17 protein-coding genes and 2 pseudogenes are annotated in these 23,759 nt (G+C 66.7%); 11 read left to right on the top strand and 8 right to left on the bottom strand.

Going from position 1 to position 23,759, the window contains the following annotated elements:
* Positions 1-316: 316 nt before the first annotated feature.
* From ACV7NL_RS14365 to ACV7NL_RS14355, 3 genes are read left to right on the top strand one after another with little or no spacing between them, the layout of a single operon-like run.
* Entirely contained in the window at positions 317-2,083 is a 1,767-nt protein-coding gene (locus ACV7NL_RS14365) for a type I secretion system permease/ATPase (RefSeq protein ID WP_056184438.1), read from the top strand.
* 18 nt (positions 2,084-2,101) lie between these two features.
* A complete protein-coding gene (locus ACV7NL_RS14360; RefSeq protein ID WP_247636863.1) occupies positions 2,102-3,448 on the top strand; it encodes an HlyD family type I secretion periplasmic adaptor subunit in 1,347 nt (448 codons plus the stop codon).
* 39 nt (positions 3,449-3,487) lie between these two features.
* Positions 3,488-6,814, top strand: coding sequence for a hypothetical protein (locus ACV7NL_RS14355; RefSeq protein ID WP_463356005.1), 3,327 nt, complete (start codon positions 3,488-3,490; stop codon positions 6,812-6,814).
* Between the two features lie 69 nt (positions 6,815-6,883).
* Here the strand turns inward: ACV7NL_RS14355 and ACV7NL_RS14350 are convergent, their stop codons facing one another.
* Complete coding sequence (locus ACV7NL_RS14350) at positions 6,884-7,315, bottom strand: sigma factor (protein ID WP_463356004.1); 432 nt, start codon at positions 7,313-7,315, stop codon at positions 6,884-6,886.
* A 287-nt stretch (positions 7,316-7,602) separates the two neighbouring features.
* Here ACV7NL_RS14350 and ACV7NL_RS14345 point away from each other — a divergent pair, with 287 nt between their 5' ends.
* Positions 7,603-8,124: a DUF1993 domain-containing protein gene (locus ACV7NL_RS14345; RefSeq protein WP_056480977.1), complete on the top strand. Its 522-nt coding sequence runs from the start codon at positions 7,603-7,605 to the stop codon at positions 8,122-8,124.
* A gap of 78 nt (positions 8,125-8,202) precedes the next feature.
* Here ACV7NL_RS14345 and ACV7NL_RS14340 read toward each other — a convergent pair whose 3' ends face one another.
* The 3 genes and pseudogenes from ACV7NL_RS14340 to ACV7NL_RS14330 form a co-directional block, all read right to left on the bottom strand.
* Positions 8,203-8,826: a helix-turn-helix domain-containing protein gene (locus ACV7NL_RS14340; protein ID WP_463356003.1), complete on the bottom strand. Its 624-nt coding sequence runs from the start codon at positions 8,824-8,826 to the stop codon at positions 8,203-8,205.
* A gap of 304 nt (positions 8,827-9,130) precedes the next feature.
* Positions 9,131-9,787 (bottom strand): annotated as a pseudogene (locus ACV7NL_RS14335) (SOS response-associated peptidase).
* A gap of 23 nt (positions 9,788-9,810) precedes the next feature.
* The gene (locus ACV7NL_RS14330) at positions 9,811-10,695 is read right to left on the bottom strand and encodes a lactonase family protein (RefSeq protein ID WP_244476835.1); all 885 of its coding nucleotides are present in this window, start codon (positions 10,693-10,695) and stop codon (positions 9,811-9,813) included.
* A 75-nt stretch (positions 10,696-10,770) separates the two neighbouring features.
* Between ACV7NL_RS14330 and ACV7NL_RS14325 the strand changes: the two genes are divergently transcribed.
* Positions 10,771-11,061 (top strand): hypothetical protein, encoded by a 291-nt coding sequence (locus tag ACV7NL_RS14325; RefSeq protein WP_244476836.1) that lies wholly within the window; start codon positions 10,771-10,773, stop codon positions 11,059-11,061.
* 106 nt (positions 11,062-11,167) lie between these two features.
* On the opposite strand, the gene ACV7NL_RS14320 is transcribed toward ACV7NL_RS14325, so the two are convergent.
* A complete protein-coding gene (locus ACV7NL_RS14320) occupies positions 11,168-11,821 on the bottom strand; it encodes a lytic transglycosylase domain-containing protein (RefSeq protein WP_244476837.1) in 654 nt (217 codons plus the stop codon).
* A 231-nt stretch (positions 11,822-12,052) separates the two neighbouring features.
* Here ACV7NL_RS14320 and ACV7NL_RS14315 point away from each other — a divergent pair.
* Positions 12,053-13,710 (top strand): annotated as a pseudogene (locus tag ACV7NL_RS14315) (IS1182 family transposase).
* Positions 13,711-13,911: 201 nt separating this feature from the next.
* On the opposite strand, the gene ACV7NL_RS14310 reads toward ACV7NL_RS14315, so the two are convergent.
* Positions 13,912-14,799, bottom strand: coding sequence for a LysR family transcriptional regulator (locus ACV7NL_RS14310; protein WP_056484668.1), 888 nt, complete (start codon positions 14,797-14,799; stop codon positions 13,912-13,914).
* Between the two features lie 135 nt (positions 14,800-14,934).
* Here ACV7NL_RS14310 and ACV7NL_RS14305 point away from each other — a divergent pair, with 135 nt between their 5' ends.
* Positions 14,935-16,071, top strand: a complete 1,137-nt coding sequence (locus tag ACV7NL_RS14305; RefSeq protein WP_244476947.1) for an aldo/keto reductase — start codon at positions 14,935-14,937, stop codon at positions 16,069-16,071.
* A 146-nt stretch (positions 16,072-16,217) separates the two neighbouring features.
* On the opposite strand, the gene ACV7NL_RS14300 is transcribed toward ACV7NL_RS14305, so the two are convergent.
* Positions 16,218-16,973 carry an SDR family oxidoreductase gene (locus tag ACV7NL_RS14300; protein ID WP_056484667.1) on the bottom strand — a complete coding sequence of 252 codons (756 nt, stop codon included), beginning with the start codon at positions 16,971-16,973 and terminating at the stop codon, positions 16,218-16,220.
* Positions 16,974-17,347: 374 nt separating this feature from the next.
* Between ACV7NL_RS14300 and ACV7NL_RS14295 the strand changes: the two genes are divergently transcribed.
* Together ACV7NL_RS14295 and ACV7NL_RS14290 are read left to right on the top strand one after the other, a co-directional pair.
* Positions 17,348-18,160: an IS5 family transposase gene (locus tag ACV7NL_RS14295; protein ID WP_292510211.1), complete on the top strand. Its 813-nt coding sequence runs from the start codon at positions 17,348-17,350 to the stop codon at positions 18,158-18,160.
* Positions 18,161-18,201: 41 nt separating this feature from the next.
* On the top strand, positions 18,202-18,432 hold the full coding sequence (locus tag ACV7NL_RS14290; protein ID WP_463356002.1) for a hypothetical protein: 231 nt from the start codon (positions 18,202-18,204) through the stop codon (positions 18,430-18,432).
* 800 nt (positions 18,433-19,232) lie between these two features.
* Here ACV7NL_RS14290 and ACV7NL_RS14285 read toward each other — a convergent pair.
* Entirely contained in the window at positions 19,233-20,759 is a 1,527-nt protein-coding gene (locus ACV7NL_RS14285) for an integrase catalytic domain-containing protein (RefSeq protein WP_463357133.1), read from the bottom strand.
* Positions 20,760-21,017: 258 nt separating this feature from the next.
* Here ACV7NL_RS14285 and ACV7NL_RS14280 point away from each other — a divergent pair, with 258 nt between their 5' ends.
* The gene (locus tag ACV7NL_RS14280) at positions 21,018-21,770 is read left to right on the top strand and encodes an IS6 family transposase (protein ID WP_463356001.1); all 753 of its coding nucleotides are present in this window, start codon (positions 21,018-21,020) and stop codon (positions 21,768-21,770) included.
* An 803-nt stretch (positions 21,771-22,573) separates the two neighbouring features.
* Positions 22,574-23,742, top strand: a protein-coding gene (locus ACV7NL_RS14275; RefSeq protein ID WP_463356000.1) for an IS3 family transposase whose coding sequence is annotated in 2 segments (ribosomal slippage) — positions 22,574-22,838 and positions 22,838-23,742 — 1,170 coding nt in all. Because the reading frame shifts where the segments join, the coding sequence is not laid out codon by codon here.
* The last annotated feature ends 17 nt before the right edge of the window (positions 23,743-23,759 follow it).

Raw genomic sequence — 23,759 nt, 5'->3', positions numbered from 1 at the left:
GACGCGCAACGGGTTCCTGGGCAAAATACCGGTTTCCAGGCAAGGTGCTTGGAAAGATTCCAGTCTGCGCTATGGTCCGCTCAAGCGTTCGCACTCGGACCTGGCGTAGAGACGGAGTCGATGCACCGGATGCAGTCCCAGGGTGCGCTGACGAAGGACCCGGCTTTGCTGAGCGGGATACGTCGGCCGAGTGTGGAGCGTCCTGTGCAGAACTCGGGCTCGGAAGTGTTCACCGTCGCTGTCGTTGCGAAACGTCTTCGCCAAATTTCTCGGCGGCCCGCTCCCGTCGTCGCTTCCCGCCCGGTGAGCGCGCGCGATGAGCGATGACGCGGTGCGATCGATTCTGGGCAACGGCCTCCGGGCGATGCGGCCGGTGCTGGCGACGGCCGTGCTGTTCGGCTTCTTCATCAACCTGCTGCTCTTCGTCAGCCCGCTCTACATGCTTCAGATCTACGACCGCGTGCTGCCCAGCCGCAACGAGACGACGCTCGCCGGCATCACGCTGATCGCCGCCTTCGGCCTGGCCGTCTACGCGGCGTTGGAGATGCTGCGGTCGCGCCTGCTCGTGCGGGGCGGCATGATCTTCGATCAGCAGATCGCGAACCAGATCTTCGATGCGGCCCATCGCGGGACCTTGCTGAGGCCGGGCGCCCAGCACGAGACCGCCTTGCGGGACGTCGACATCCTGCGCGAATTCCTGACCGGGAGCGGCATCCTGGCCTTCTGCGACCTGCCCTGGACGCCGATCTTCCTCGTCGCCTGCTTCGCCCTGCATCCCTGGTTCGGCTGGATGGCCTTCGTCGGCGGCGGCACCATCCTGGCGCTGACGCTGCTCAACGAGGTCGCCACGCGACGCCCCCTCCAATCCGCCAACCAGGTGTCCCGCGTCGCCGGTCAGCAGGCCGGGGCGACCTTCCGGAACGGGGAGGTGCTTCAGGCGATGGGCATGCTCGCCGCCATGCGCACCCTCTGGCGCTCCCGCCACGACGAGGTGCTGAGGCTCCAGGCGCGGGCGAGCGACCGGGCCGGCATCATCATCGCGGCGACGAAGTTCATCCGCCTGCTTCTGCAGATGCTGGTCCTCGGCGCCGGCGCCTACCTCGCCATTCACCGGGAGATCACGGCGGGATCGATGATCGCCGCCTCAATCATCATCGGCCGCGCCCTCACGCCGATCGAGGGGGTGGTCGGCAACTGGAAGAGCTTCACGGGCGCCCGGGCCAGCTACCGCCGCCTCGCCGCCCTGCTCGCCGTGGCCGGCCCCGAGCCGCGCCGCCTCGCCCTGCCGCGCCCGCGCGGATTCATCGAGGCCACCGCCCTGTCCGTGGCGGCACCGGGCGCCTCCCGGCCGATCCTGAGCGAGGTGGCCTTCACCTTCGAGGCCGGCAGCGTCGTCGGCATCATCGGCCCCAGCGCGGCGGGCAAATCCACCCTCGTCAGGGCGATCACGGGCCTCTGGCCTCTCCTCGCCGGCAGCGTGCGCATCGACGGCTCGGACCTGCGCCATTGGGACCAGCAGGAACTCGGCCGCCACGTCGGATACCTGCCGCAGGACGTGGAGTTGTTCGAGGGAACGGTGGCGCAGAACATCGCGCGCTTCGATGCCGGCGACGATGCGGCGATCCTGGCGGTGGCTCAGCGCGCCGGTTGCCATGAGCTGATCCAGGCGCTTCCCGACGGGTACAACACGGTGATCGGACAGGGGGGACACGGATTGTCGGGCGGCCAGCGCCAGCGCATCGCCCTGGCCCGCGCGATGTACGGCGACCCGAGCCTGATCGTTCTCGACGAGCCCAATGCGAGCCTCGACCAGTCGGGCGAGGTCGCGCTGATGCGGGCCGTGGCGGACCTGAAGGCGGCCGGGACCACCATCGTGATCGTGACCCACAAGCTCAGCCTTCTGACGAACGCCGATCGGGTGCTGGTGCTGAATGGCGGCACCGTGCAGACCTTCGGACCGGCCGAACAGGTCCTCGGGCAGATCGCCGGTCCGCGCGCGGTGCCCACCCGGGTGCCGGCATCCGGCAGTGCCGCGCTGCCCGAACCGTGTCGCGCCCTCGACGCGCAGCGGAATGCGGGGTGAGCGATGGCCGAGGCCCGGATGACGACCCCGCTCGCAGACCCCGTGCTCGTGTCCCCGGCCCGCGCCCGCAATCCGGCCGGGATGACCGACTGGCGCTGGTACGCGGCGGCCGGTTACGCCCTCATCCTCCTGACCTTCGGCGTCGTCGGGACCTGGGCGGCCTTCGTGCGGCTCGACCGTGCCGTCATCAGCCCCGGGGTGATCGTCGCCGAGGGCAGCCGTAAGAGCGTCCAGCATTTCGAGGGCGGGATCGTCCAGGCGGTTCTGGCGAAGGACGGGCAGGCGGTCCGGGCCGGCGATGTCCTCCTGCGCGTCGACCCGCTGCAATCCCGTGCCAGCGCGGACCTGTTCCGCAGCCAGCTCGATGCCGCCCTGATCCTGGAGGCCCGGCTTCGGGCCGAGCAGGACCAGGCCGCCGAGCCGGCGCTGCCGCCCGAGATCCTGGAGCGGCGGACGGACGGTCCCATCGCCCACATGATCGCCGACCAGGCCAGCCAGCTCGCGGAGCGGCAGGCCTCGTTCCAGCTCCAGCTCTCGCTCACCGAGGCCAAGGTCACGCAGCTGAACACGGAGATTTCAGGCCTCGCCGTCGAGAAATCCGCTGTCGAGCAGCAGGTCGCCCTGATCCGGCAGGAATTGGAAGGCCTGCGCAGCCTGCGCGAGAAGGACCTGATCCCGCTCTCGCGCGTCCTGATGATGGAGCGTGAGCGGACGCGTCTCGAAGGCGTGATCGGGCGCTCGGTCGCGGAGACGGCGAAAGCCCGGAACGGCATCAACGAGGCCGGGATGCAGGCCGCGCAGCTTCGGCAGAAGCGCCAGGAGAACCTGACCGCCCAGCTGCTCGAGACGCGCCAGAAGATCGTCGAGCTGCGCGAGAAGCTGGTCGTGGCGCAGGATGTCCTGCGCCGGCACGAGGTTCGCGCGCCCTCCCCCGGTGTGATCCAGGACCTGAAGGTCTATACGATCGGGCAGGTGATCCGTTCGGGCGAGCCCCTGATGGAGATCGTGCCCACGAGCGACCGACTGGTGGTCAGCGTCCAGTTCGCGCCGAACGACCTCGAATCCGTCCATGCGGGGATGCGGGCGGAGATCAAGTTCCCGGCTTTCCAGAGCCGCCGGATGCCGGCGATCTTCGGAAGCCTGACCACCGTCTCCCGCGACCGTCTGATCGACGACCGGACGAAGCAGGCCTATTTCGCCGGCACCATCGAGATCGACGACCGGGCGCTGCCGGACGACGTGCGCCCGCGCCTGATCGCGGGCCTTCCCGCCGAGATCGTCGTCTCGGCGGGCGAGCGCACCGCGCTCGACTACCTTCTCGCGCCCTTCTTCGACGCAGTGGGACGCGCCTTCCATGAACGATAGGATCGGGTTGATGGTGACGTGCGCGCAGGTGAGGTCCCGATGAGTGCGATCATCTCGTTGTTCCCGCCGGCTTCGACGCGCCGGGGCGGCTGGTCGCAGCAGGAACTCGCGGAATTCTACCGGGTCGAGGCGGCGCTCCTGCGGGCCGGCCTGTCCATCGCCAGCGAGCAGGGCCTGAGCGACGAGGGCGATCCCTGGTTCGTCTTCTGCCGCCCGGACGGCGACGAGATCATGCATTTCGCCCGGATCGACGGCAGCTACCTGATTGCCTCGGAGGCCCTCGACGGTCTCGCGCGCGGGCGGGATTTCCGCGCCCTCATCAATCACGTCGCCCAGCGTCATCCCGAGCTTCTGCCGATCCCGAGGGCCGGCGATGGCACCCGCCTCGCCGTCCATCCGGCCGCCCTGCTCGCCGCGCTGGTCGCGGCCGCGGCCTTGAGCCTGTCGCCGGACGACGCCTTCGCGAGCGAGGGGCCAGCCCGCCTCCCGGGCCTCGCACCGGCCGGGAGCGCGGGACCCGACGCGCATCTCGGCTCGCCGGACGTGACGCGAACCGGGACTTCCGAGGAGCGGGACGGCCATCGCAAGCACGCCGACGCCATCCTGCTCTCGGCCATGATCTTCGCCGCCAACGCGTTCACTCCGGATTCCGCCGAGGCCCGCACCGGCCCGGATCTCCTCTCCGGAGCGTCGGCGGACGGCGATCCCGGGTTCGGAAGCCGTGGCGAGTCGCTTCAGGGTCCCGTGGCCGACGAAGCCGGACGGGCCGCGACCTCGGGCGGACCGCTTCCCGCGCGCGCGGGCGGACCCTCGGGCAGCGGCTCCCCTGTGGCGGCCGTCGAGGCCGGCGGCGGCCCCGGGCGCCACCAGGATCTGCCGGAGCTGGCGAAAGCCCCGGGCCCCCAGTTCGGCCGGGACCTTGGCCAGGATCTGGGCCGCGAGGCGGATGGCCTGGCCCGACGACAGGCCGCGCCGGCCGGCGACGCGTCGCGGACGTCGCTACAGGCCGAGACCAAGGCGTCTTCCGGTGCGACCGAGGCGGATGCGGCGCACCGCACCGCGACGTCGGGCGCGCCGGGACCGGCCTCGGAGGGGGCCGCCGGCGCCCCGGCGGCGGCGGCCGGAGCGGAACCGGGAACCGGGCCGGTTTTCTCGTTGGAGGCGGCGACGCACGAGGGCTACGCTCCGGCCAAAGCCGCGTCGGCGCCTAAGGCCGCGACGGGCAGAGGCCCGGATCGCTCCGAGACCGCTTCTTCCCAGTCCGTATCTTCGCAGACCGTGGCCGCGCAGACCGAACGGGGCGAGTCGGGCCGGTCCGATGGGTCATCGGAGAAGCGAGGCGCCGGCTCGGACAGCCGTGGCGAAGGCTCGGACAGTCGTGGCGCCGGCTCGGACAGCCGTGGCGAAGACTCGGACAGCCGTGACGCGGCCTCGGAGCATCGCGGCGAAGCCTCGGACAAGCAGGGCGCCGCGTCCGAGACGGACAACGCGACCGACCCGGCCGCCGCGGGGCGGGGACAGAAAAACGCGGACACGGGTCGGTCCGCCCCGACCGCCGACAGCCCTCATTCGCCGGACCGCGATAACGGCTCGTCCGGGTCGTCGCAGCAGGCGGGTTCCAAGGCACCCTCCTCGTCCTCATCCTCATCCTCCGGCGACCGAGATACGCCCGACGCCGCATTGTCGAAGACCGCCGAAGCGGGTTCGAGCGCCGAGCGGAACGCCGCCTCCGACAAGCACATTGCCCAGGACCCAAGCCACACGCAGGCCGCCTCGGCAGCCGAGTCGGAGACCGGATCGCACGCCCAACCCGACACGGGTGATCGGACATCCGCCGAGGCGGGCCAAGGCCAAAGCGAAGGCCAAGCCGGGTCCGCCCGCAGTGCGGGCGGCGGAGCGTCCGAGCGTGGCGCTTCCGGCAATGGCCGGGCCGAGGCTGGCCGGGCCCAGGCTGGCAGTGCCGGCGATGGCGACCCGGACGGCGTGACGCTGCGCGGGTCGGAGGCGCACGCCAGCACCGAGTCCGAGGCGCCATCGCGCGGTGCACCCGGTTCGGCCGGGGCGGCCCACGCGCAGGCCGAGACCGGAGCGGCCGCCGACGCCGCGACCGCCGATTCTGCCAAGGGCGAGCGAGCGGATGCACACCCCTCTGGCAGCCACGCCGCACCGATGGCTGCCGAAGCGTCGTCGCACGCCAAGGTCAAATCGGCTGGGTCGGACTCGTCATCGGCCGGTTCCGCGACCGGCGACCCGGAGGAGCGGCATACCGGGACGATGGCGGACGGCTCGGCATCATCGCACGCCCCGGCGGGGTCTTCGCACGCATCCGCAGCATCTTTGCAATCATCGGCGGGGTCTTCTCACGCCCCGGCAGGCGCTTCGCACGCATCGGCGGAATCGTCGCGTGCCTCGGATGGCGACCACCCGGCCCCCGCCGGTCCGTCCGGCCATTCGGAGGCTGCAGCGAGAGGCGCCGAGGCTCCGAAGGCCGATCCGGCGTTCGCCACGGCGTCACCCGCCGCCGGGCACGGCGCCGACGAGGGGGCGTCTTCGACCCAAGGCGACCTTGCTGGGCACGGCCACAGCCACGCGGCCACACCGAGGACGATGCCGTCGGAGGCCGCGTCCGCGCATTTCGCTCCGGAGGCAGGACCCGCCCCGGAGGCAGAACTCGCTTCGGAGACGGGACCCACACCGCCGGCTCCGGCGGGTCAGGCGCCGGGCGCCAGCGCCAAGGCACCCGGTCACCTCGACGATTCGGGCTCGGGCGCCGGCGCGGCGCAGGATGCCACCCTCACGGGAACCGGCGACACGGCCGCCGACCGGGGCGCTCCGCCCCCCGTGGCGAGGTCTTCGGCGATCGACGGACACGGCCAGGGCGCATCGGGGGCGGCTCCGGACGTGCCGGCCGCCGCGGACCCCGCGCCCGAACCTGCAGGCCCCAGGTCATCGGCACAAGAAGACACCGGCAAGGCACCGGGGCACGACACCGGCAGGGCGCCCCCACAAGACGCCGGCGATACGGCGACCCAAGACACCGGCAAGGTGCTGGCGCAAGACACTGGCAAGGTGCCGGCGCAAGAGACCGGCAAGGCACCGGGGCACGACACCGGCAACACGGCGGCCCACAGCCCCGGCGACGCGGCGGCCCAGGATCAGGCGTCTCACCTCAAGGACGCGAATCCCCCGAAGCCGCTCGCCGCCAGCGTCGATGACGGCGGCAACCTGGTGTTTTCCGCTCCGAGCCCGGATGCGCCGTCGCCGGCCTTGGGCCACAAGCCACCGGACGATCTCGGACACGCCAAGATCGGGCTGGTGGGCATTCAGGATCACGGCGGGGCGCACCACCTGGATTTCCACACCTGACCGGAACGGTGGGACGCCGTCGCCTCGGCCGCTTCCGACAGGGGGCGTGGTGCCGTGCTCCGCGCCGTGTCAGCTGCGATGCTGGTCGCGCATGAGGGTGAAGGCCCAGGCTTTCAGGTCGGTGCCGGGCGGAAAACGGTCCTGGTCCTGCCAAGCCTTCAGGAGCGTCTCCTGCACGAGGGCTTCCGCCCCACCGGTCCCTCTCGCCAGCGCATGGGCGAAGCGCCGGAGATCCGGAAGGAGTGCGAGAAGGTCGTGGCGGAAGGTGTCCGGCTGATGCCGGTCGTACGCGTCCAGGGCGGTCTTCAGCCGGGATACGCGGTCCTGGAGATCGTCCGGCATCCGGACGCCGAAATCGGTCGCATAGAGCCGGCGTAAACCGGCGCCCAGACCCAGGCGCAGACCCGCACGGAGGGGCGGCCGGCGGTCCGGCTCGTCCTGGCGGCGCGCCGCGGAGGCTTCACCGGGGGATTCGGGCAAAGGATCCGATTGGGACGCCATGGCCGACCCGGTACTCCATCGTTCCCGATCCATCGTACAGTAAGTTTGTAATAGATGTTCACTGTATGGCTATCAAGGCCCGAGGCCTTGGGCGGTCCGGGGGCATCCGAACGGCAGGAAGTCTCCGGTGCGGCGCTCGGTTCAGGCTGCGGCCCGAGCTTCGTCGACAGGTGCGCCGTCGACGGGCGATGCGGGCGCTTCCGGGTTCTCCAACGGTCGACGCGGCCGCTCACGGCATGTGCGCGCGCTCACCGCGTCCGTTGGAGCGGATGCCGTAGCCATCCCGGATGAGCATCAGCATCCACGACGTCAGCGTCCCGATCTTCGTCAATGCGCTTCGCAGCATGAGCGCGTGGCTCGACAAGGCGGCCTCGGAAAAGCCGGAGGCCGAGCTACTCCTCGGGCGCCTCGCGCCCGACATGCGGGCCTTGCCGGCGCAGTATCAGATGGCCTCCGACAGCGCGAAGAACGCCGTGGCGCGGCTGGCCGGGATTTCGGCGCCCGCGATGCCGGACACCGAGGCCAGTTTCGCCGAACTCAAGGCACGCTGCGCCAGGACCATCGCCTTCGTCGAGAGCATCGACCCGGCGGCGCTGGCGTCGAGCGCGGACCGCACGGTCGAGCTGACATTCCCGAACGGCACGGGATACCGCTTCACGGGGCAGGCCTATCTCACAGGGTTCGCGCTTCCGAACTTCTTCTTCCACGTCACCACCGCCTACGGAATCCTCCGCAGCGCCGGGGTGAGCCTCGGCAAGCCCGATTTTCTGCAGCATCTCGGGCCGCCCAACATCAAGGCCGCGCCGTAGGCGCGTCAGGTCCCGCCCTTCCCTCGGTCCCCGGGAGGATGGGTGCCCCTCCTCGGTTTCCAAGAGGATGGGCGCCAGCTAGAGTCGAACTGCCTCGCGGTAGTCCCGTGGTGCGAGGCCGAACCGGTTCTTGAAGGCGCGGCTGAAGGCCGAAGCATCGCGGTAGCCGCAGGACAGCATGATGTTCGTGATGGTCTTCTCGAGGGCGCCTCGAAAGGACAGCCGGCGGCGAGCCCGGTTGAGCCGTGCGTCCCGGATCGCGGCGGCGAGGCCGCCATTGGTGGCGAAGGCCTTGTATAGACGGGTCCGGGAGACCTTCAGCGCCACCCGGATCCCATCGGGCGTCAGCGCCGGATCGTGGAGGCGGCGTTCGATGTAGGCGCCTGCCAGCGAGCGAAGACCGACCGTCGAGAGCGCGTCGCCGGGGGATCCGGTCTCCCGATCCATGACGCCCCTCAGGAGATGCAGCACGGCGCCGAAACCATGGGCCGTCTCGGCTTCGGACATCCGCTCGATCGAACCGGCGAACGATCGCAGGTAGCTGGCTAGCAGTTCGGACAGGGGGCCGCCGCCCCGGATCATGCTGCCGGCGACACGCCCGACGCTTCCGATGTGCGAGATCTGAACGGCATAGGCGAGGCGATGCGCCTTCCGTGAGGCGAACCAGGCGCCACCCTGCGGCAGGAATAGATCCGCGCACAACAGCCTTGTTAACCAGAATTGGAGCGGCACTCAATTGCCCGGTCCAGGCGTTCTCAGAACCTGCCGCGGATGAAATTGCTCTAATGGCCGAGCTGGTGCCGCTTTGGCTCGCGATCAAGCACCAACAGGATCGCATGAAGGTTCTGAGTATCGCTCGCAGTGTTGCGCCGACGATTGCCGCGGCAGAAGCTCACTGAAGCGGACGGGTCTTACAAGCGCCCACTCAAAAAGTTATTTTTGAAGGTGTTGGCGCAGCGTATGTATCCGACGGCTGGGTCAGGGGGCTGTGGCCCGACATCCGCACCTAATCCGCTGGATCCTTCCGGGCTCCCTTCGCGACAATCCGCATCATGGGGTCTGGCAGGGGGCGTTGAAGATCTAAGGCGATCTCGGTCGGGGCGCTGAGCCAGGTGCTCCACTCCTCAGGTGTTGTCAGTAGCACCGGCATCGCCTTCCTGTGGATCGGGCCGACCACGCCGTTGGCCTCGCAGGTGAGGAACGAGAACAGGCGGTGTGCTTCCTCGACGCGGTCGGGGTTCTCGGCCTTTGTACCGCGCACGCCCTTCTAGGGCCGCCAGATGCCCGCAAACGCGAACAGTGGTCGGTCCTCACCGAGAGCAAACCAGTTCGGCGTCTTCTTCGGTTTGGTGTCGGCGTACTCGCTGAAGGATGATACGGGCACGAGGCAGCGGTACTCCGGCTTCAGCCAGGGCCGCCAATGCGGGCTCTTCACGTTGCGCACGTTGGTGACAGGGTGCTCACCGAACTGCTTCGGGCCCGGGATGCCCCAGCGGAACATCTCCAGGACGCGTTCGCCGTTCTCGGCTGCACGCACGATGGGCGCCCGCTGGTCCGGGAATATGCCCGGCAGCGGCGGCAGGTTGCCGGCATGATCCACCAAAACCCCGAACGAAGCGCGGATCTCGGCTTGGGGCGTGACCAGGTTGTAGAGGTTGCACATGGCTGAGCTCCTCGCTGCGTCGGCTATCGCCCCCCCAGAGACGCAGGCTGACCCGGTAAGGCGATGCGGGTTCCGGTGTCCGTGAGGGTGTCCCCGGTGATTTGATACACGCCGAGCGTCCGGTCGACGTAGTTGCCGATGTAGACGTAGGTGCCCGACGGGCTGAACACGATGCCCTGGGTCACCGCTCCAGCTTCAGCCTCGGCGACGCGCCGAACGCGGCCCTCCGGCTCGATCGCCAGGAGAGCTATGGAACCGCTTGGCGTGTAGCCGGGGCTGACCTGCGGCGCGCTCGCGCCCCGGACCACCGATACGGCCGCGTGGCGCCCGTCGGGTGCGATCGCCAGAGCTTCGGGGGTGTCGCCGATCCCCACATGGTCGATGACGACGGGGCGCTTCGCATCCGCTCGGATCACGCTCACCGTATCGGCGTGGCCGTCGCTGGGCTCGGGACCCGTGTTGCCAGTGAGCGCAAGCGTGCCGTCCGGCGTTAGGTCGAGGCCGTAGACGCCGGATCCAACAGGCATGTCAAGGCTTCGGTCGTAGCTGACTTCCGTGCGGTCGATGGCAAGGACGCCGATCTTCCCAGCCTTGTTCTTGGCGAAGAAAGCCCGCTTGCCGTCCGGCGCGAAGGTGACAGCAGCGGCCTCGTCACCGACATCAACCGTGACGACTGGGCGAACGACGGTGCCGCCGATTGTCAGCGCCGTAACGCTGCGCCCCTCGCGGTTGGCGATAAGCATGAGGTCGCCCACCTTGTTGATGGCGAGGCCGGACGGCTGCAGGCCGACCTTCAGGGTCTCGATCAGGCGCGGCGGCTCGGCTGCGAGGTCGATGACGTGGAGCTGGTTATCGGCTTGCGCGTACCAAGCCGGTCCCTCCTGACGCATGAGGACTGAACTCGCCACCAGCCCAAGCTGTCCATCTGGCGTGATCCGAAGGTTCGTTGGCGGCCCATAGACCGAGTTGTCGAGGGGAAGAGTGTGAACGAGCCGTGGGTTCGCCTCGTCGCTGACATCGAGGATGCCGACCGCGTCATGGCCGTTCGGCCCGTTTCTCCCGCCTTGCGCTTCGAAGAAGGTTTTGCCGTCGAGGCCGACGAGGATGAAAGCTCTCGTGTCCGCTATGGCTGCGCTGGGAACAGCCAAAGCCAAGAGCGCAGCGGTTCGGAGCGTGTTGGCGTGGGATCGTCTCATCAGCCGAATATAGGGCAGACGCGGCCGGAACACTGGACCCTCGCTGATCCTGGCCGCATCGAGCCGTTCATGGACTAGGGCAACCGGCCGGATGAAGCGGCCGAGTGGGATAGCCTTCTCGAAGCCCCTCCCCTCCAGATCCGTCTTTGAACGCCGTACAATCGCGCGCAGGTCGAACGAGGCCCTATGTCGCCTTCGCGCCGCGTGCCCGCCAACTCGCCTGGATCTGCGCTCTAAGCTTCGCAATTCGCGTCTCGTGCGCAGCCCAGTACGCCTTCTCGAACTCAGGCGTTCCTCGCTTTAAGCCTTTCGGCAAAGGCGTTTGAGCTAAGGACAGCGAGGCGGATCGGGGCGATGAGGGTGCAGGCGCTTGTACCACTCTCATGGCCTCAGGGATCTTGAGGACCGCTTGCGCCCGCAAGCAGTAGCTCACGGACAAGGGCGACATCGTCTCCGACCCATGACCGGCCCTATACTTCATCAGAGCGCGGCAGAGGTCGCCCTTTGCGAGACGCCATGCCTCTGCCAGATACCTGACACCATAGCGAATGTTCACCTCAGGCTGCGCGAGTTCGGCTGTGCTGCCTTTGAAGCCTAGCATAGCCGCTGTCGCTGGCCGGACCTGCATCAGGCCGATCTCTCCGACGCCTCCGATGACAGAGGGGTTGTAGCCGCTTTCGATCTGGGCGACGGCATCCGCGATCTCAACGGGCAGTCCCGCTGACACCGCTTCACGGTGGATGATGGACAGGTAGGCAGCACGAGCACTCTTACCCGCCGGGTGGGGCGTGGTGCTATCCGGGAAAGAGGCCAGACCATTCTCATGAGCCAGGACCATGCTGGCTGGCTGCGCCACTGCTGCCGATGCCAAGCAAGCTAAACCCAGCGCCATAAGCGAACGAAGCATCGGCTCTCCTCACATGAGAGAGCCTCGTACCATCGCCGCGCTAACAAGAAGCTGCATTCCTTTGAACGCTTAGTCTCGTAAGGAAAACGACGTGACCCTGTTGGCGAATTCCGAGGGGTGGTGGTCTGGGTGTAGGATGGCCGTCCCGCCCGGAGGCCACTCATGTCGCTCCGCCCGCAATCCGTGCTCCCGCCGGTGCCTGAGGACACCGCCCGGATCGCTCGAACCGCGTTTCGCCGCGGCAATCCCTACCTGCTGCTGCGGGACCGCCTCGGTCCCATCTTCACCGACGCGACGTTTGCCGACCTCTATCCGGCGCGCGGGCAGCCCGCCTACGCGCCCTGGCGTCTGGCCCTCGTCACGCTGATGCAGTTTCGCGAAGGCCTGAGCGATCGCCAAGCCGCCGAGGCCGTCCGAGCTCGGATCGACTGGAAGTACCTGCTGGCGCTCGACCTCATCGATCCCGGCTTCGACCACAGCCTCCTGTGCGAGTTCCGGGGCCGGCTCCTGCAGCACGCGGCCAGCGAACGCTTGCTGGGCCGCATCCTTACGCCGCGCGCGATCAAGGCCTGCTCAAGGCGCGGGGCCGTCAGCGCACCGACAGCACGCACGTGCTGGCGGCCGTGCGCGACCTCAATCGGGTCGAGCTCCTGGCCGAGACACTGCGTGCGGCCCTCAATGCCATCGCAACAGCCGCCCCGGCTTGGCTGCGTGCTCTCGCCCCGCCCGAGTGGCACACCCGCTACGATCATCGCGTCGAGGAAACGCGTCTGCCGGAGACCGGCGCGAAGCGGGAGGCTTACGTGCTCCAGGTCGGGGCTGATGGCCATCGCCTGCTCGACGCCCTGGACGACGCGGCTGCGCCGCCATTGGCCGCGGCCTTGCCCGCCATTGCTGTCCTTCGGCGGGTGTGGGCGCGCCACTTCGAGCGGTGGAACGGCACGGACGGCGAAGCCGACCCGGTGCGATTACGCGACGCGCGCGGGCGTGGTCCGGGCGACCGGGTCGAGTCGCCCTATGACATCGACGGCCGGTTCCGGGCCAAATCCGGAACCGACTGGACCGGGTACATGGTCCACCTGACAGAGACCTGCGATCCCGGCCTGCCGCGGCTGGTCGTCCACACTGACACCACGCCGGCCAACGTGCACGAAGCCGTTCGCACCGGCGCGATCCACGAGGCGCTGTCCGAGGCAGGCTTGGCTCCATCCGAGCATCTGGTCGATGCCGCATACGTGAGCGCCGAGCAGCTGGTGGTGGCCAACGCACGGCACGGGATCGACCTGATCGACCCGACGCGGTCCAATCATAGTTGGCAGCGGCGCAATGCCGAGGCGATCCAGGTGACGGACTTCGCCGTCGACTGGGAACGCCGCAGCGTGCGTTGCCCGGAGGGGCATGAGAGCACGAGCTGGGGCGAGTACCGGGACACAGTGAACGGTCGCCCGTTCATCCGAGCCGGCTTCAGCCCTGGCGATTGCCGGCCCTGTCCGGCCAAACCGCGCTGCACCCGAGCGGCAAGCCGTCGGCTGACCCTGCATCCGCGTGCCGAGCACGAGGCATTGGCGGCAGCGCGCAAACAGCACGAGAGCAAGCAGGGCCGGCGCCTGTACGCGCAACGGCAGGGCATCGAGGGCACGATTTCTCAGGGCGTGCGCAGCTTCGGCCTGCGCCGCTCCCGCTACCGCGGACTGGCGAAGACGACCTTCCAGGGGGTGGCCACGGCCGCTGCCCTCAACCTGGATCGTCTGGCCGCCTGGTTCGGGCACAGACCCCTGGCCTCGGCCCACACCTCACGATTCAGCGCTCTCGCCGCATAGCCGCCGACTTCGCCAACAGTGTCCGACGTTATTCCCGACACTAAGTTATGAGCGTAATTGTCCAGATCCGTTCGTAGAGCGTACTGGCGAATCGCGACCCAACCCAGACGTAACAGTCACTGCGAGCACCGCCCGAAAGCAGTCATAGAGCCGAGGGAGGCTGGACGGGAAAGATCGGGGCGGAAGTGGGCATCGGGTCGTTCACATGCGCATGGCTTCGACGAAGGCTCGGAATGCCGCGCTGGGCTGTCGACGGCTCGGATAGTAGAGGTGGTTCGGCGGCAGGACCGGTGCCCAACCCGCGAGGACCTCGACGAGCGCGCCGCTCTCCATCTGTCGTTCCACATGCGGCCGCGGCAGGCAGGCGACACCGAGGGCGGCGTCCGCGGCGTCGCGCATCACGTCGACGTCGTTGGTGACGAAGGACCCGGGCACCGCACGCCCGAACCGATGTCCGTCCCGCTCGAACTCCCAGACGTGGATCGTGCCCGAGGAGGTGTAGCGGTAGCAGAGGCAGCGGTGCCGGCCGAGGTCATCGGGCGCTTGCGGGGCATCGTTGCTTTTGAGGTAGGCGGGCGCGGCCACGAAGACGAGCGGCACGGGGTCGCTGATCCGTACCGAGATCATGTCACGCTGCAGTTCGCCCTCATGCCGGACCCCGCAATCGAAGCGTTCGGCCACGATGTCGACGAGCCCGTCGTTGACCACGAGTTCCACTGCAACGTCGGGGTAGCTGGCGGCGAACGGCGTCAGGCGCGGGAGGACGACGTGCACGGCCGCTGGCCGATGCGCGTTTACTCGGATACGGCCGGCGGGCCGCTCACGGTTCATGGCCAGCGCGCCGAGCGCCCCTTCGACGGAGGCCAGGGCCGGGCGGAGGCTCTGCAGGAGATCAACACCCGCCTGCGTCGGAGCGAGTGAGCGCGTGGTCCGCTCAAGGAGACGGATGCCGAGCTTTCCTTCGAGAGCACGCATGGTGTGGCTGAGGGCGGAGGCGGAAAGACCGAGGCGCACCGCTGCCCGCGCGAAGCTGCCGGCCTCGACGATGGTGGCGAACACAGCGAGCCCCGACCAGAGGTCGCGATCCATTCCTGAAAATCCTTCAGCAACCCGTGCGGCTTTCCCTGTCTAATCCGCATGCTTGTTCCGGTCCATGTTCGCCCTGCTCACCCCGGGAACTCCCTTCCTTCCCCCCGAGCCGTTGAAGTGAGACCGGCTCCGTGCATGCTGGTGACAGAAAGCTTCCTGATGAACCTTCACTCCTATCGCGCTCTCGGCAGGTCCGGGCTCCTCGTGAGCCCTCTCGCGCTCGGCACCATGACCTTCGGCACGCCACGGTGGGGCTTGGACGAGGCAGACAGCCGCGCGGTGTTCGACCGCTACACCGAGCTCGGCGGCAACTTCGTCGATACGGCCGACGTCTACGCAGGCGGCCGATCCGAGGAGATGGTCGGTGCCTTCGTGGCAAAGCGTGGTCTCCGGGAGCGTTTGGTCATCGCCACGAAGTCCGGCTTTGCCACAGGACAGGGCATGCACCAGGGAGGCAACGGCGCACGGCACGTCCGGGCGGCGGTCGAGCGGTCGCTGGCCCGCCTACGGACCGACTTCATCGACCTGTACTGGGTGCACGTCTGGGACGGCATTACGCCGGCCGAGGAACTGTTGGAGACGATGACGGCCCTTATCCGGGCAGGCAAGATCCGCTACTGGGGCCTGTCCAACACGCCGGCTTGGTACGTAGCCGAGATCGCCACGCTGGCGAGGCTGCGCGGCCAGCCCGTGCCCATCGGATTGCAGTATTTCTACTCGCTCGTCGAGCGCGGGGTGGAGAACGAGCACGTCCCCTTGGGACAAGCGTTCGGCCTTGGCCTCGTGCCGTGGAGCCCGCTCGCCTATGGCCTGCTGGCGGGAAAGTACGACCGTGCCGAGGTCGAGGCTGGCCCTGCGCGGCGCGGGGGAGTTCCGAACCAAGGAGCCGCGAATGACCAAGCGCGCCCCGAGGGAGACAAGCGGCTCGACGGCGACAATCCCTTCGGGGACATGCTGTTTACGGACCGCAACTGGCGGATCGTGGACGTCTTGAGGCGCGTCGCCGAGGAGGCGGACCAGACGCCGGCCCGCGTGGCCTTGGCCTGGGTCGTCGGACGACCGGGTGTCGCCTCAACACTGCTAGGGGTGAGCCGGGCCGAGCAGGTGACCGACAACGTGGCAGCGCTCGGTCTCACTCTCTCGGCCGAGCATGCCGCGGCGCTCGATGCGGTGAGCGGTGGCAGCGAGAACCTCCTTTACAGCTTATCCCGACCACCCCTCCGCAACCAGGTCGTGTTCGGCGGTGCCGAGGTTCAGGGTTGGCAAGCATGAACGGCGCTTCGCCACGGCAGAGTCGCGGGTCCCTTACAGGGAGAGCTCGCGAGGCCCCTTGGTCAAACATAGGCCCTCCTGTCCCGCCATGTCGGGAGGGGGGGCGCCTCGGACTGGCCGTGCCCGCCGTGACGCCCGCAGTGCTGTCAGATGCCCTGGCCGCCGGAGACCTCGATGCGCTGCGCGTTCACCCAGCGGTTCTCGTCGGTCAACAAGCTCGCGACCATCGGTCCGATATCGTCCGGCACGCCGACGCGGCCGAGCGCTGTGAGACCTGCGAAGAGCGTATTGAGGTCAGCATTGTCGCGCACAGCGCCGCCGCCAAAATCGGTCTCGATGGCGCCAGGGGCCACCGTGTTCACCGCGATCCCCCGGCTTCCGAGCTCTTTGGCCATGTAGCGGGTCAGCACCTCGACCGCGCCCTTAACGGCGGCGTAGGCACCGTAGCCGGGTAAGCAGACCCGGGTCAGGCCCGACGAGAGATTCACGATGCGACCACCATCCGCGAGGAGTGGCAGCAGGGTTTGGGTGAGGAAGTAGACGCCCTTGAAGTGAACGTCGACCAGCCGGTCGAACTGCTCCTCGGTCGTTTGCCCGATCAGGGCGTAGTCGCCATGGCCGGCATTGTTCACAAGGTGGTCGAAGGTGTCCCGGCCCCAGGTCTCGCGCAGGGCCGCCTGCAGGAGCTCGGCGAAGGTGGCGAATACGCCGACGTCGCCGGTGTCGAGCTGCAGCGCGACCGCCTTATGGCCCATTGCCTGGATCTCCGCGACGACCGCTTCGGCCTCGTCTGCGCGGCTGTGGTAGGTGAGGACGACATCGCCGCCGTGGCGGGCGATGCTGAGCGCGGTGTTGCGGCCGAGCCCGCGACTGGCTCCGGTGACGAGGGCGATCTTGGTCAAGGGACGGCTCCGTTCGTTGGGCTAGCCGGGTATGCCGCTCCAGATCCAGCGCGTGTTACCGGAACCTCTCAAGTTCTTGCCTGATCCTACGAAGGATGATGCGTTCTTGCGGGCAATCGCCTACACTTTCCTTCCATGACGCCCCGCATAAGGCGATCCTGGCCCAGCCTTCCGACAAGGTGCCGGTGGATGCGGTCCGCGATGCCTTGCTGACGCTTTCCGCAGGCTTCCGCACCCAAGAGTTCATCGGCATCGACCGTGTCCTGCGGTCCAGCGAAACCCTTAGAGCCCGTCCGATAAGGGGCTGAGGCAGGGTTGAGTGGCCGGGATGGCAGTGATTCCAAGAGGGTGCTGAAACCTGACCTGGATCTGCCATGTGGACCCCGACCACCCGGCGGCAGCATAGCCGTGCGGGCCTGCGCTATGAAACCGACCTGACAGATGCCGAGTGGGCGGTGATCGCACCTTTGATGCCGGAGCCGGCGCCATGTGGCCGCCCGCCAGTCTGGACGACGCGGGAGGTCCTGAACGCCATCTTCTACGTGCTGCGAGGCGGTATCGCCTGGCGGCTGATCCCGAAGGACCTGCCTCCACGCAGCACGACGTTCGGCTACTTCGCGCGCTGGCGCGACGACGGGCTGTTCGGCCGGATCAACCACACGCTCGTCATGGCCGACCGCGAGCGGGCTGGTCGGCATGCCTCACCCACCGCCGCGGTACTCGACAGCCAGAGCGTGAAGACCACCGAGAGCGGTGGCCCCCGGGGCTACGACGCCGGAAAGAAGATCAAAGGCCGCAAGCGTCAGGCCCTGGTCGACACGGACGGGCGCGCGCTCGTGCTCGATCCGCAGGCCGCCGACGTACAGGATCGCGATGGGGCCGGACCGGTGCTGCGCCTGTCGCGGCGGACCTTCCCGTTCATCGCCAAGGCCTTCGCCGATGCAGGCTATGCGGGCGACAGGCCCGCGACTGCAACGATCATCACCGTCCACATCGTGCGCAAACCCAAGGATCAAGTCGGCTTTGCCGTGCACCCGCGCAGATGGGTGGTCGAACGCTTCTTTGGCTGGATCAGCCGCAACCGCCGCCTTTGGAAAGACCCGGAGGCGACCCTCGCCTCGGCCCAAGCCTTCCTCTACGCCGCTGCCGTCATGATCCTCGTTCGACGGCTGGGACGCGCCTCATGACTTATCGGACGGACTCTGAGACCACCGCGCGGATCGTACGCATGTCTGAGGGGGTCAGGTTCGAAGGCATCGGGCTGCCAGCTCATGGCGTTGCGCCGTTCGATCAGTCCCATGACGGCGTTCACCGTTTGTTGGAGACGCACAGTGGCCATCGTTGCGACGCCGTTCAAAGTTGGGCTAAGCGCCTCAAAGAGCAGTTCCTCCTTGAACGCATTTTCAATGAGAATTTCCTCGACTTCATGCCGGACAGGGTCAAGAAACTCGACACCTAAGCCATGAGCTTCATGACGAGCGATGCGGCAAGCCCGGGGCAACCTGCTTCCGCCAATAGACAAATCGAAGTTCGCGGGAATGCATTGCTCAGTATGAGGTCGCACGAACGCGCCTAGAGTTGAGATATCCGTGATTGTACAGCGGATAGGATCACTAGCTCTAGGCACAAAGATCCGAGCATCTAGATAACAAGGCTGCCTCTGGACGCGTCTTTGGTCTGACATTTGATATCTCCCAGTCCAATATTGCTCCTCTGATTTCATGTCATTATGATTTTCCACTCGTTAATGATCAATTAAATTGCAATTGATATTTCGTATTGCCTATATACCTATCTGCCGATTATTATAGCAGAGATTACGAATGCTGGTCTGAGAGTTTTATACCTGAAACGAGACTGCAAGCTAATCTTTAGCCTGCTCGCCGTTGGTACATCATGACGAGTCTGAAAAAACTGCCTTTGCGGAAGTAGTATTTCTAACAAATGGATTTGATACTTTGCTGAAGACGGAATTATTGAAGGTTCAGGATTAAGCATAGGCGTTTGAAAATGGCTGATTCAGAACTAGATCGGCTTGCTACCTTGAATCATCTCATCAGCGAAGCGGAAGCTAGACGCGTTGAGCAGATGCTGCACATCGCTACTCTGCTGACTGAGGGCGAGAGTGCCACGGACGCAGAGAATGATCTACGCCAGATCCAAGGGCTGTTGAAGCGAATGCGCATTGCAGCGCGACAATCAGGATGGTGACGCGTGTTGCCTCATTGAGGAATGCTCCCGAAGCTTGAGCTGGTTGCCTCACACATTTGTTCCCGAGGTCGTGGCCGCCGGCGGCTGATTCGGGATACCGAAGACCAGCTGGGAGGCGATCTCGCTACGCCAGATCCGGAGACGGCGCTGTACCGTTCGGAGCAGTGCGTCCGGATAGCGGTCGGGATCGGAGGTCTGGAGGCGCAGGAGCAGTTGGCTTCCGGTCTGCGCAGGGTCCGCTTCGAACCAGGACCGCAGGTCGTCGGTGACCGTAACGAGCGGATCCGGACGACGGCGTCCACGCTTCGGCTTCATCGTGGGCTGCGACGTCGGTCGAACCTCACCCATCCGCCAAGCCGTGCGCAGCCCCGCCAGGAAGTCGGCGACCGGGATGGGCGTAGCTGGCGTGTTGATCGGTAGCGCGATGGTGCTTTCAGAGATCGCGACGAGGGCTTTCTGGCCGCTTCGGATCTCGGCCAAGAGCCGCACCGGATCGAGGTCGGCGCGCACTGCCTCGACCCGACGACATATCTCTTCGGACGTGCGTGGATCAGCCAACAGCCGGTCGCAGGGTGTCGCCGGCGCATGATAGCGCTTACGCACCCGCGCGCCGTCACGCTCCTTCTCGGCGAGCTTGAACGACGGCTGGAAGGCGTTCACGAACAGCTGCGTCCGCGCGTAGAGAGCGGCCAACTCCCGGGCGGCCGCCAGCCCCTCGAACCGCCTATAGCCAACGATCCGGCGCACGATTGCGCCGTTCTTCTGCTCGACATGGGCCTGGTCGTTCTTGCGATAGGGCCGGCAGTGGGTGAACACGATCCCCTCGGCAAGGCAGTAGTCCCGCACCGTCTCGTTGATGAACCCGCTGTCGTTGTCCGAGTCGAACCCGAGCAGCGGAAACGGCATCCGGGCACGCACCTCGCGCAGCACGCCGACGAGAAGCGTCTGCTCCCGGACCAAGAGCGGGGCGCACTCGGTCCAGCCGGTGGCGATATCGGTCAGCACCAGCGTCTGGATGAAGGCGCCCGAGGCAACCGGACCGGAATGCGAGACGAGATCGACCTCAATGAAGCCGGGCGGTGGGTCGTTCCAGTCCGAGAACGTCCGCACCGGGATCGACCGCCGCAGCGCCGATGGCGACCCGCGCCGGCGCGTACCGGCACCGACATGCTCGCGCTGCGGACGAAGAGCCCGGTCGATCGTCGCCGCGCTGATCGCGAGCAGCGCAGCCCGGATGTCGGGGACGAGGTCGAGGTGCCCGTGCCGCTCCATCGCCGGCAGCAACGTCGGGATCATCGCCTTCAGCCGCTTGCCGCAGATCCGGTCGGAAGCCTCCCAGAGCACGATCAGCGCCTCGCCCACCGCCGCGCCGTAGACCCGCCGCTCTGGTCGGGAGGCTGGGGCCTGTCCCGATGGACCGGCCCGAAGCAGCCGCATCGCGTGCTTGCGGTGGTGCCCTGTCATGGATGCGAACTCGTCCAGGATACGGGTCTTCTCCTCGCGTCCGCTACCTCGATATCGAGCCGCCAAGGCCACAAGCAGTTCATCGAGCGTCGCCATGCTTACCCGCCTCATCGCCGCCTCCACCGCCGAACCAGTGTCGGGAGCAAATCAGATGAGGCAACGACCCAACAGCCGGGAGCATTTCAGGCGAGGCAATGCGACCAATCATCCAGATTGCCGCGCTACAGCGCATACAGAGAGATATCGAGCTGTCACAGCTGAGCCAGTGACACGCCTTTTGCAGGGCCTGTCGCAAAGGCGATAGCGCCGGTGTTTACTCGACGTAGACCATACGGCCTGCATGGCGCCTTCCGTTCTGGGGGCCGCCTCATGATCCTGTCCGCCATCGCCGCCAAGCTCAAGCCGCGCTCGAAGGCCCACTTCAAGGGTCGGCACTACGAGGCTGCGCTCATCGTACAAGCGGTCTCCTGGTACCTGCGCTATCCGCTGAGCTATCGCGATATCGAGGAGCTGTTCCTGGAGCGCGGCTTGGAGGTGGATCACAGCACCCTGAACCGCTGGGTGCTCGCCTACGCGCCGCTGATCGAGAAGCGGCTACGCCAGTTCCGCAAGCCGCATTGCGGATCGGTCCGGATCGATGAGACCTACATCAAGGTCCGCGGTGAGTGGCGCTATCTGTACCGAGCCATCGACAAGCACGGTAATCCTGTCGACTTCCTGCTGACCGCCAACCGCGACCTCGACGCCGCGAAGCGCTTCTTCCGCAAAATGCTGGCGGATCAGCCGCTACTCGCGCCTGACCGGATCGGCACGGACGGCGCCAGCATCTATCCGCCTGCCATCGTGGCCGTGAGGACCGACGGCCTCCCGGCCTGTACCCCAACCCACTACGTCACGAAGCAGCTGCAGCAGGGCATCGAGAGCGACCACTTCCGGGTGAAACAACTCATGCCGCGCGTAGGCGGCTTCCACTCGTTCAACACGGCGCGACGCACGACCTGCGGCTTCGAGGCCATGCTTTGGCTGCGCAAAGGCTTCGGCTTTGCCGGTGCGTGGACCGTCCGCGAGCAGAACCAACTGCTTGCCGTCTGCTTCGGACTTCCGGCGGTTAACAAAACCTGAAAACGAGGCATATCCGGCGCCTACTGCTGCCTACGGCACGGCTTGCGACAGGCCCCATTCCCCGGCATGGTCTGCAACGTAAGGAGGCTGCGCGCTACGTCGGCATCAGCACCACGAAGGTCGATGTCTGCGTGAAGGACGGGCGCATGCCACAGCCGTTCAAGATTGACGCCTTATCCTGACTGCTGGAACCTTGTCCGATCAATGACATACACGCTGCACCAACTGGCACCCGGGAGTTACGACCTAGCCCTAGATGGGGTCATCGTCGGAGGGGTAGTCCGTGAGACCACAGCCGGAGGCTCTTCTACAGGCTGGTGTGCGGAGTTGCTGCAGGATCTACCGGCAGCGACACGCCCTCATCCCTTCGATTGTGTGGAGCATCGTTTTCCGACGCTGGAGGCAACAGCGGAGTGGCTCGGGGTGCGCTGGTGCTGGAAACCTTCGAAGAAGCATAAGCTCCAGCTACGGGCGAGCACCTAAACGGCTTCGGGCGTGATCCGAGCGCAGGCACTTGAGAGACTGTGCGCTTTTGCCGGACAGAAAAAAGAGCTGTGTCGTCGTTTCACCATACGACCGTTCGCAATCGCTTGCTGAAAGCGCTCTCGCCCGACGACTTTTCGCTGCTCCAGTCGCACCTGAATGCTGTGCAGACTGAGTTGCGTCAGACGATGATCGAGCCGAATGCGCCGATTACTCAGTTCTTACCCAAGCCCGGCTACGTGTCGCTAGTGGGTGTGGTCTGCCCCCTGAAAAGTGGTCCTCCCTGAGGTATGGCTTTGAGCCATGAGGAGGATGTCATCATGGGACGGAAGAAGCATACGGCTGAAGAGATTGTTGCCAAGCTGCGCCAAGTGGATGTTCTGGTCTCGCAAGGTCGCAAGGTTGCCGAAGCAATCCGGTCCATCGAGGTAACCGAGGTCACGTATTACCGCTGGCGCTCCGAGTACGGTGGCCTGAAGGGCGATCAGGTCAAGCGGCTGAAGTCCCTGGAGACCGAGAACCAGCGCCTCCGCCGGGCGATCTCCGATCTGACCCTTGAGAAGCTCATCCTGAAGGAGGCGGCTGCGGGAAACTTCTGAGCCCGGCTCGCCGCCGGGCTTGTGTCGACTACGTCATTGCCGAGCACGGCGTGTCCGAACGCTTCGCCTGCCGAGTTTTGGGGCAGCACCGTTCGACACAGCGCAAATCCGCTGTCGTAGTCGAGGACGAGGCCGCTCTGACGGTCGCCATCGTTGCGCTGGCTCTCCAGTATGGACGCTACGGCTATCGCCGGATCACGGCCTTGCTCCGGCGTGACGGCTGGACGGTGAACGTGAAGCGGGTCGAGCGGATCTGGCGCAGCGAAGGGCTCAAGGTTCCCGCTCGTCAGCCGAAACGGGCACGCCTTTGGCTCAACGACGGCTCGTGCCTGCGCCTGCGGCCAGAGCGGCCTGACCACGTCTGGTCGTATGACTTTGTCGAGCACCGTACGCATAACGGTCGCAAGTACCGGATGCTGAACGTGATCGATGAGTTCACTCGCGAGTGCCTCGCGATCCGCGTATCCCGCAAGCTGAAGGCCCTCGACGTGATCGAAGTACTCTCGGACCTGTTCAGTCTGCGCGGCGTGCCAGGCCATATCCGCTCCGACAACGGGCCGGAGTTCATTGCCAAGACGGTCCAGGACTGGATCGCAGCGGTTGGCTCGCAGACCGCCTACATCGAGCCGGGCAGTCCGTGGGAGAACGGCTATTGCGAGAGCTTCAACGCGAAGCTGCGGGACGAACTCCTCAACGGCGAGGTGTTCTACACCCTCAAGGAAGCCAGCGTCGTGATCGAGCAATGGCGAAGGCACTACAACAGCATCCGGCCGCATTCGTCGCTCGGATACCAGCCACCTGCGCCTGAGGTCGTCATCTGGCCAACGGAACCGAGCGGATCAGTGCCGTCCGCTCGCCCTGCCATCGTCACCCGACCGACGATGCACTAACTTCGAACCTGGGCCAC

This window comes from Methylobacterium sp. Ger2507 (genome assembly GCF_055231875.1).
Note: the sequence above shows the minus strand (reverse complement) of the source record. Positions and strands in the feature narration are given on the sequence as shown.

What these genes read in the sequence shown, in the direction of transcription:
- ACV7NL_RS14350 (WP_463356004.1), bottom strand. Translation starts at nt 7,315, where the DNA reads ATGGCGTCCCAATCGGATCCTTTGCCCGAATCCCCCGGTGAAGCCTCC.
- ACV7NL_RS14310 (WP_056484668.1), bottom strand. Translation starts at nt 14,799, where the DNA reads ATGGATCGCGACCTCTGGTCGGGGCTCGCTGTGTTCGCCACCATCGTC.
- ACV7NL_RS14345 (WP_056480977.1), top strand. Translation starts at nt 7,603, where the DNA reads ATGAGCATCAGCATCCACGACGTCAGCGTCCCGATCTTCGTCAATGCG.
- ACV7NL_RS14280 (WP_463356001.1), top strand. Translation starts at nt 21,018, where the DNA reads ATGATCCTGTCCGCCATCGCCGCCAAGCTCAAGCCGCGCTCGAAGGCC.
- ACV7NL_RS14290 (WP_463356002.1), top strand. Translation starts at nt 18,202, where the DNA reads ATGTCTGAGGGGGTCAGGTTCGAAGGCATCGGGCTGCCAGCTCATGGC.
- ACV7NL_RS14295 (WP_292510211.1), top strand. Translation starts at nt 17,348, where the DNA reads ATGTGGACCCCGACCACCCGGCGGCAGCATAGCCGTGCGGGCCTGCGC.
- ACV7NL_RS14355 (WP_463356005.1), top strand. Translation starts at nt 3,488, where the DNA reads ATGAGTGCGATCATCTCGTTGTTCCCGCCGGCTTCGACGCGCCGGGGC.
- ACV7NL_RS14365 (WP_056184438.1), top strand. Translation starts at nt 317, where the DNA reads ATGAGCGATGACGCGGTGCGATCGATTCTGGGCAACGGCCTCCGGGCG.
- ACV7NL_RS14305 (WP_244476947.1), top strand. Translation starts at nt 14,935, where the DNA reads ATGCTGGTGACAGAAAGCTTCCTGATGAACCTTCACTCCTATCGCGCT.
- ACV7NL_RS14285 (WP_463357133.1), bottom strand. Translation starts at nt 20,759, where the DNA reads ATGAGGCGGGTAAGCATGGCGACGCTCGATGAACTGCTTGTGGCCTTG.
- ACV7NL_RS14360 (WP_247636863.1), top strand. Translation starts at nt 2,102, where the DNA reads ATGACGACCCCGCTCGCAGACCCCGTGCTCGTGTCCCCGGCCCGCGCC.
- ACV7NL_RS14320 (WP_244476837.1), bottom strand. Translation starts at nt 11,821, where the DNA reads ATGGTCCTGGCTCATGAGAATGGTCTGGCCTCTTTCCCGGATAGCACC.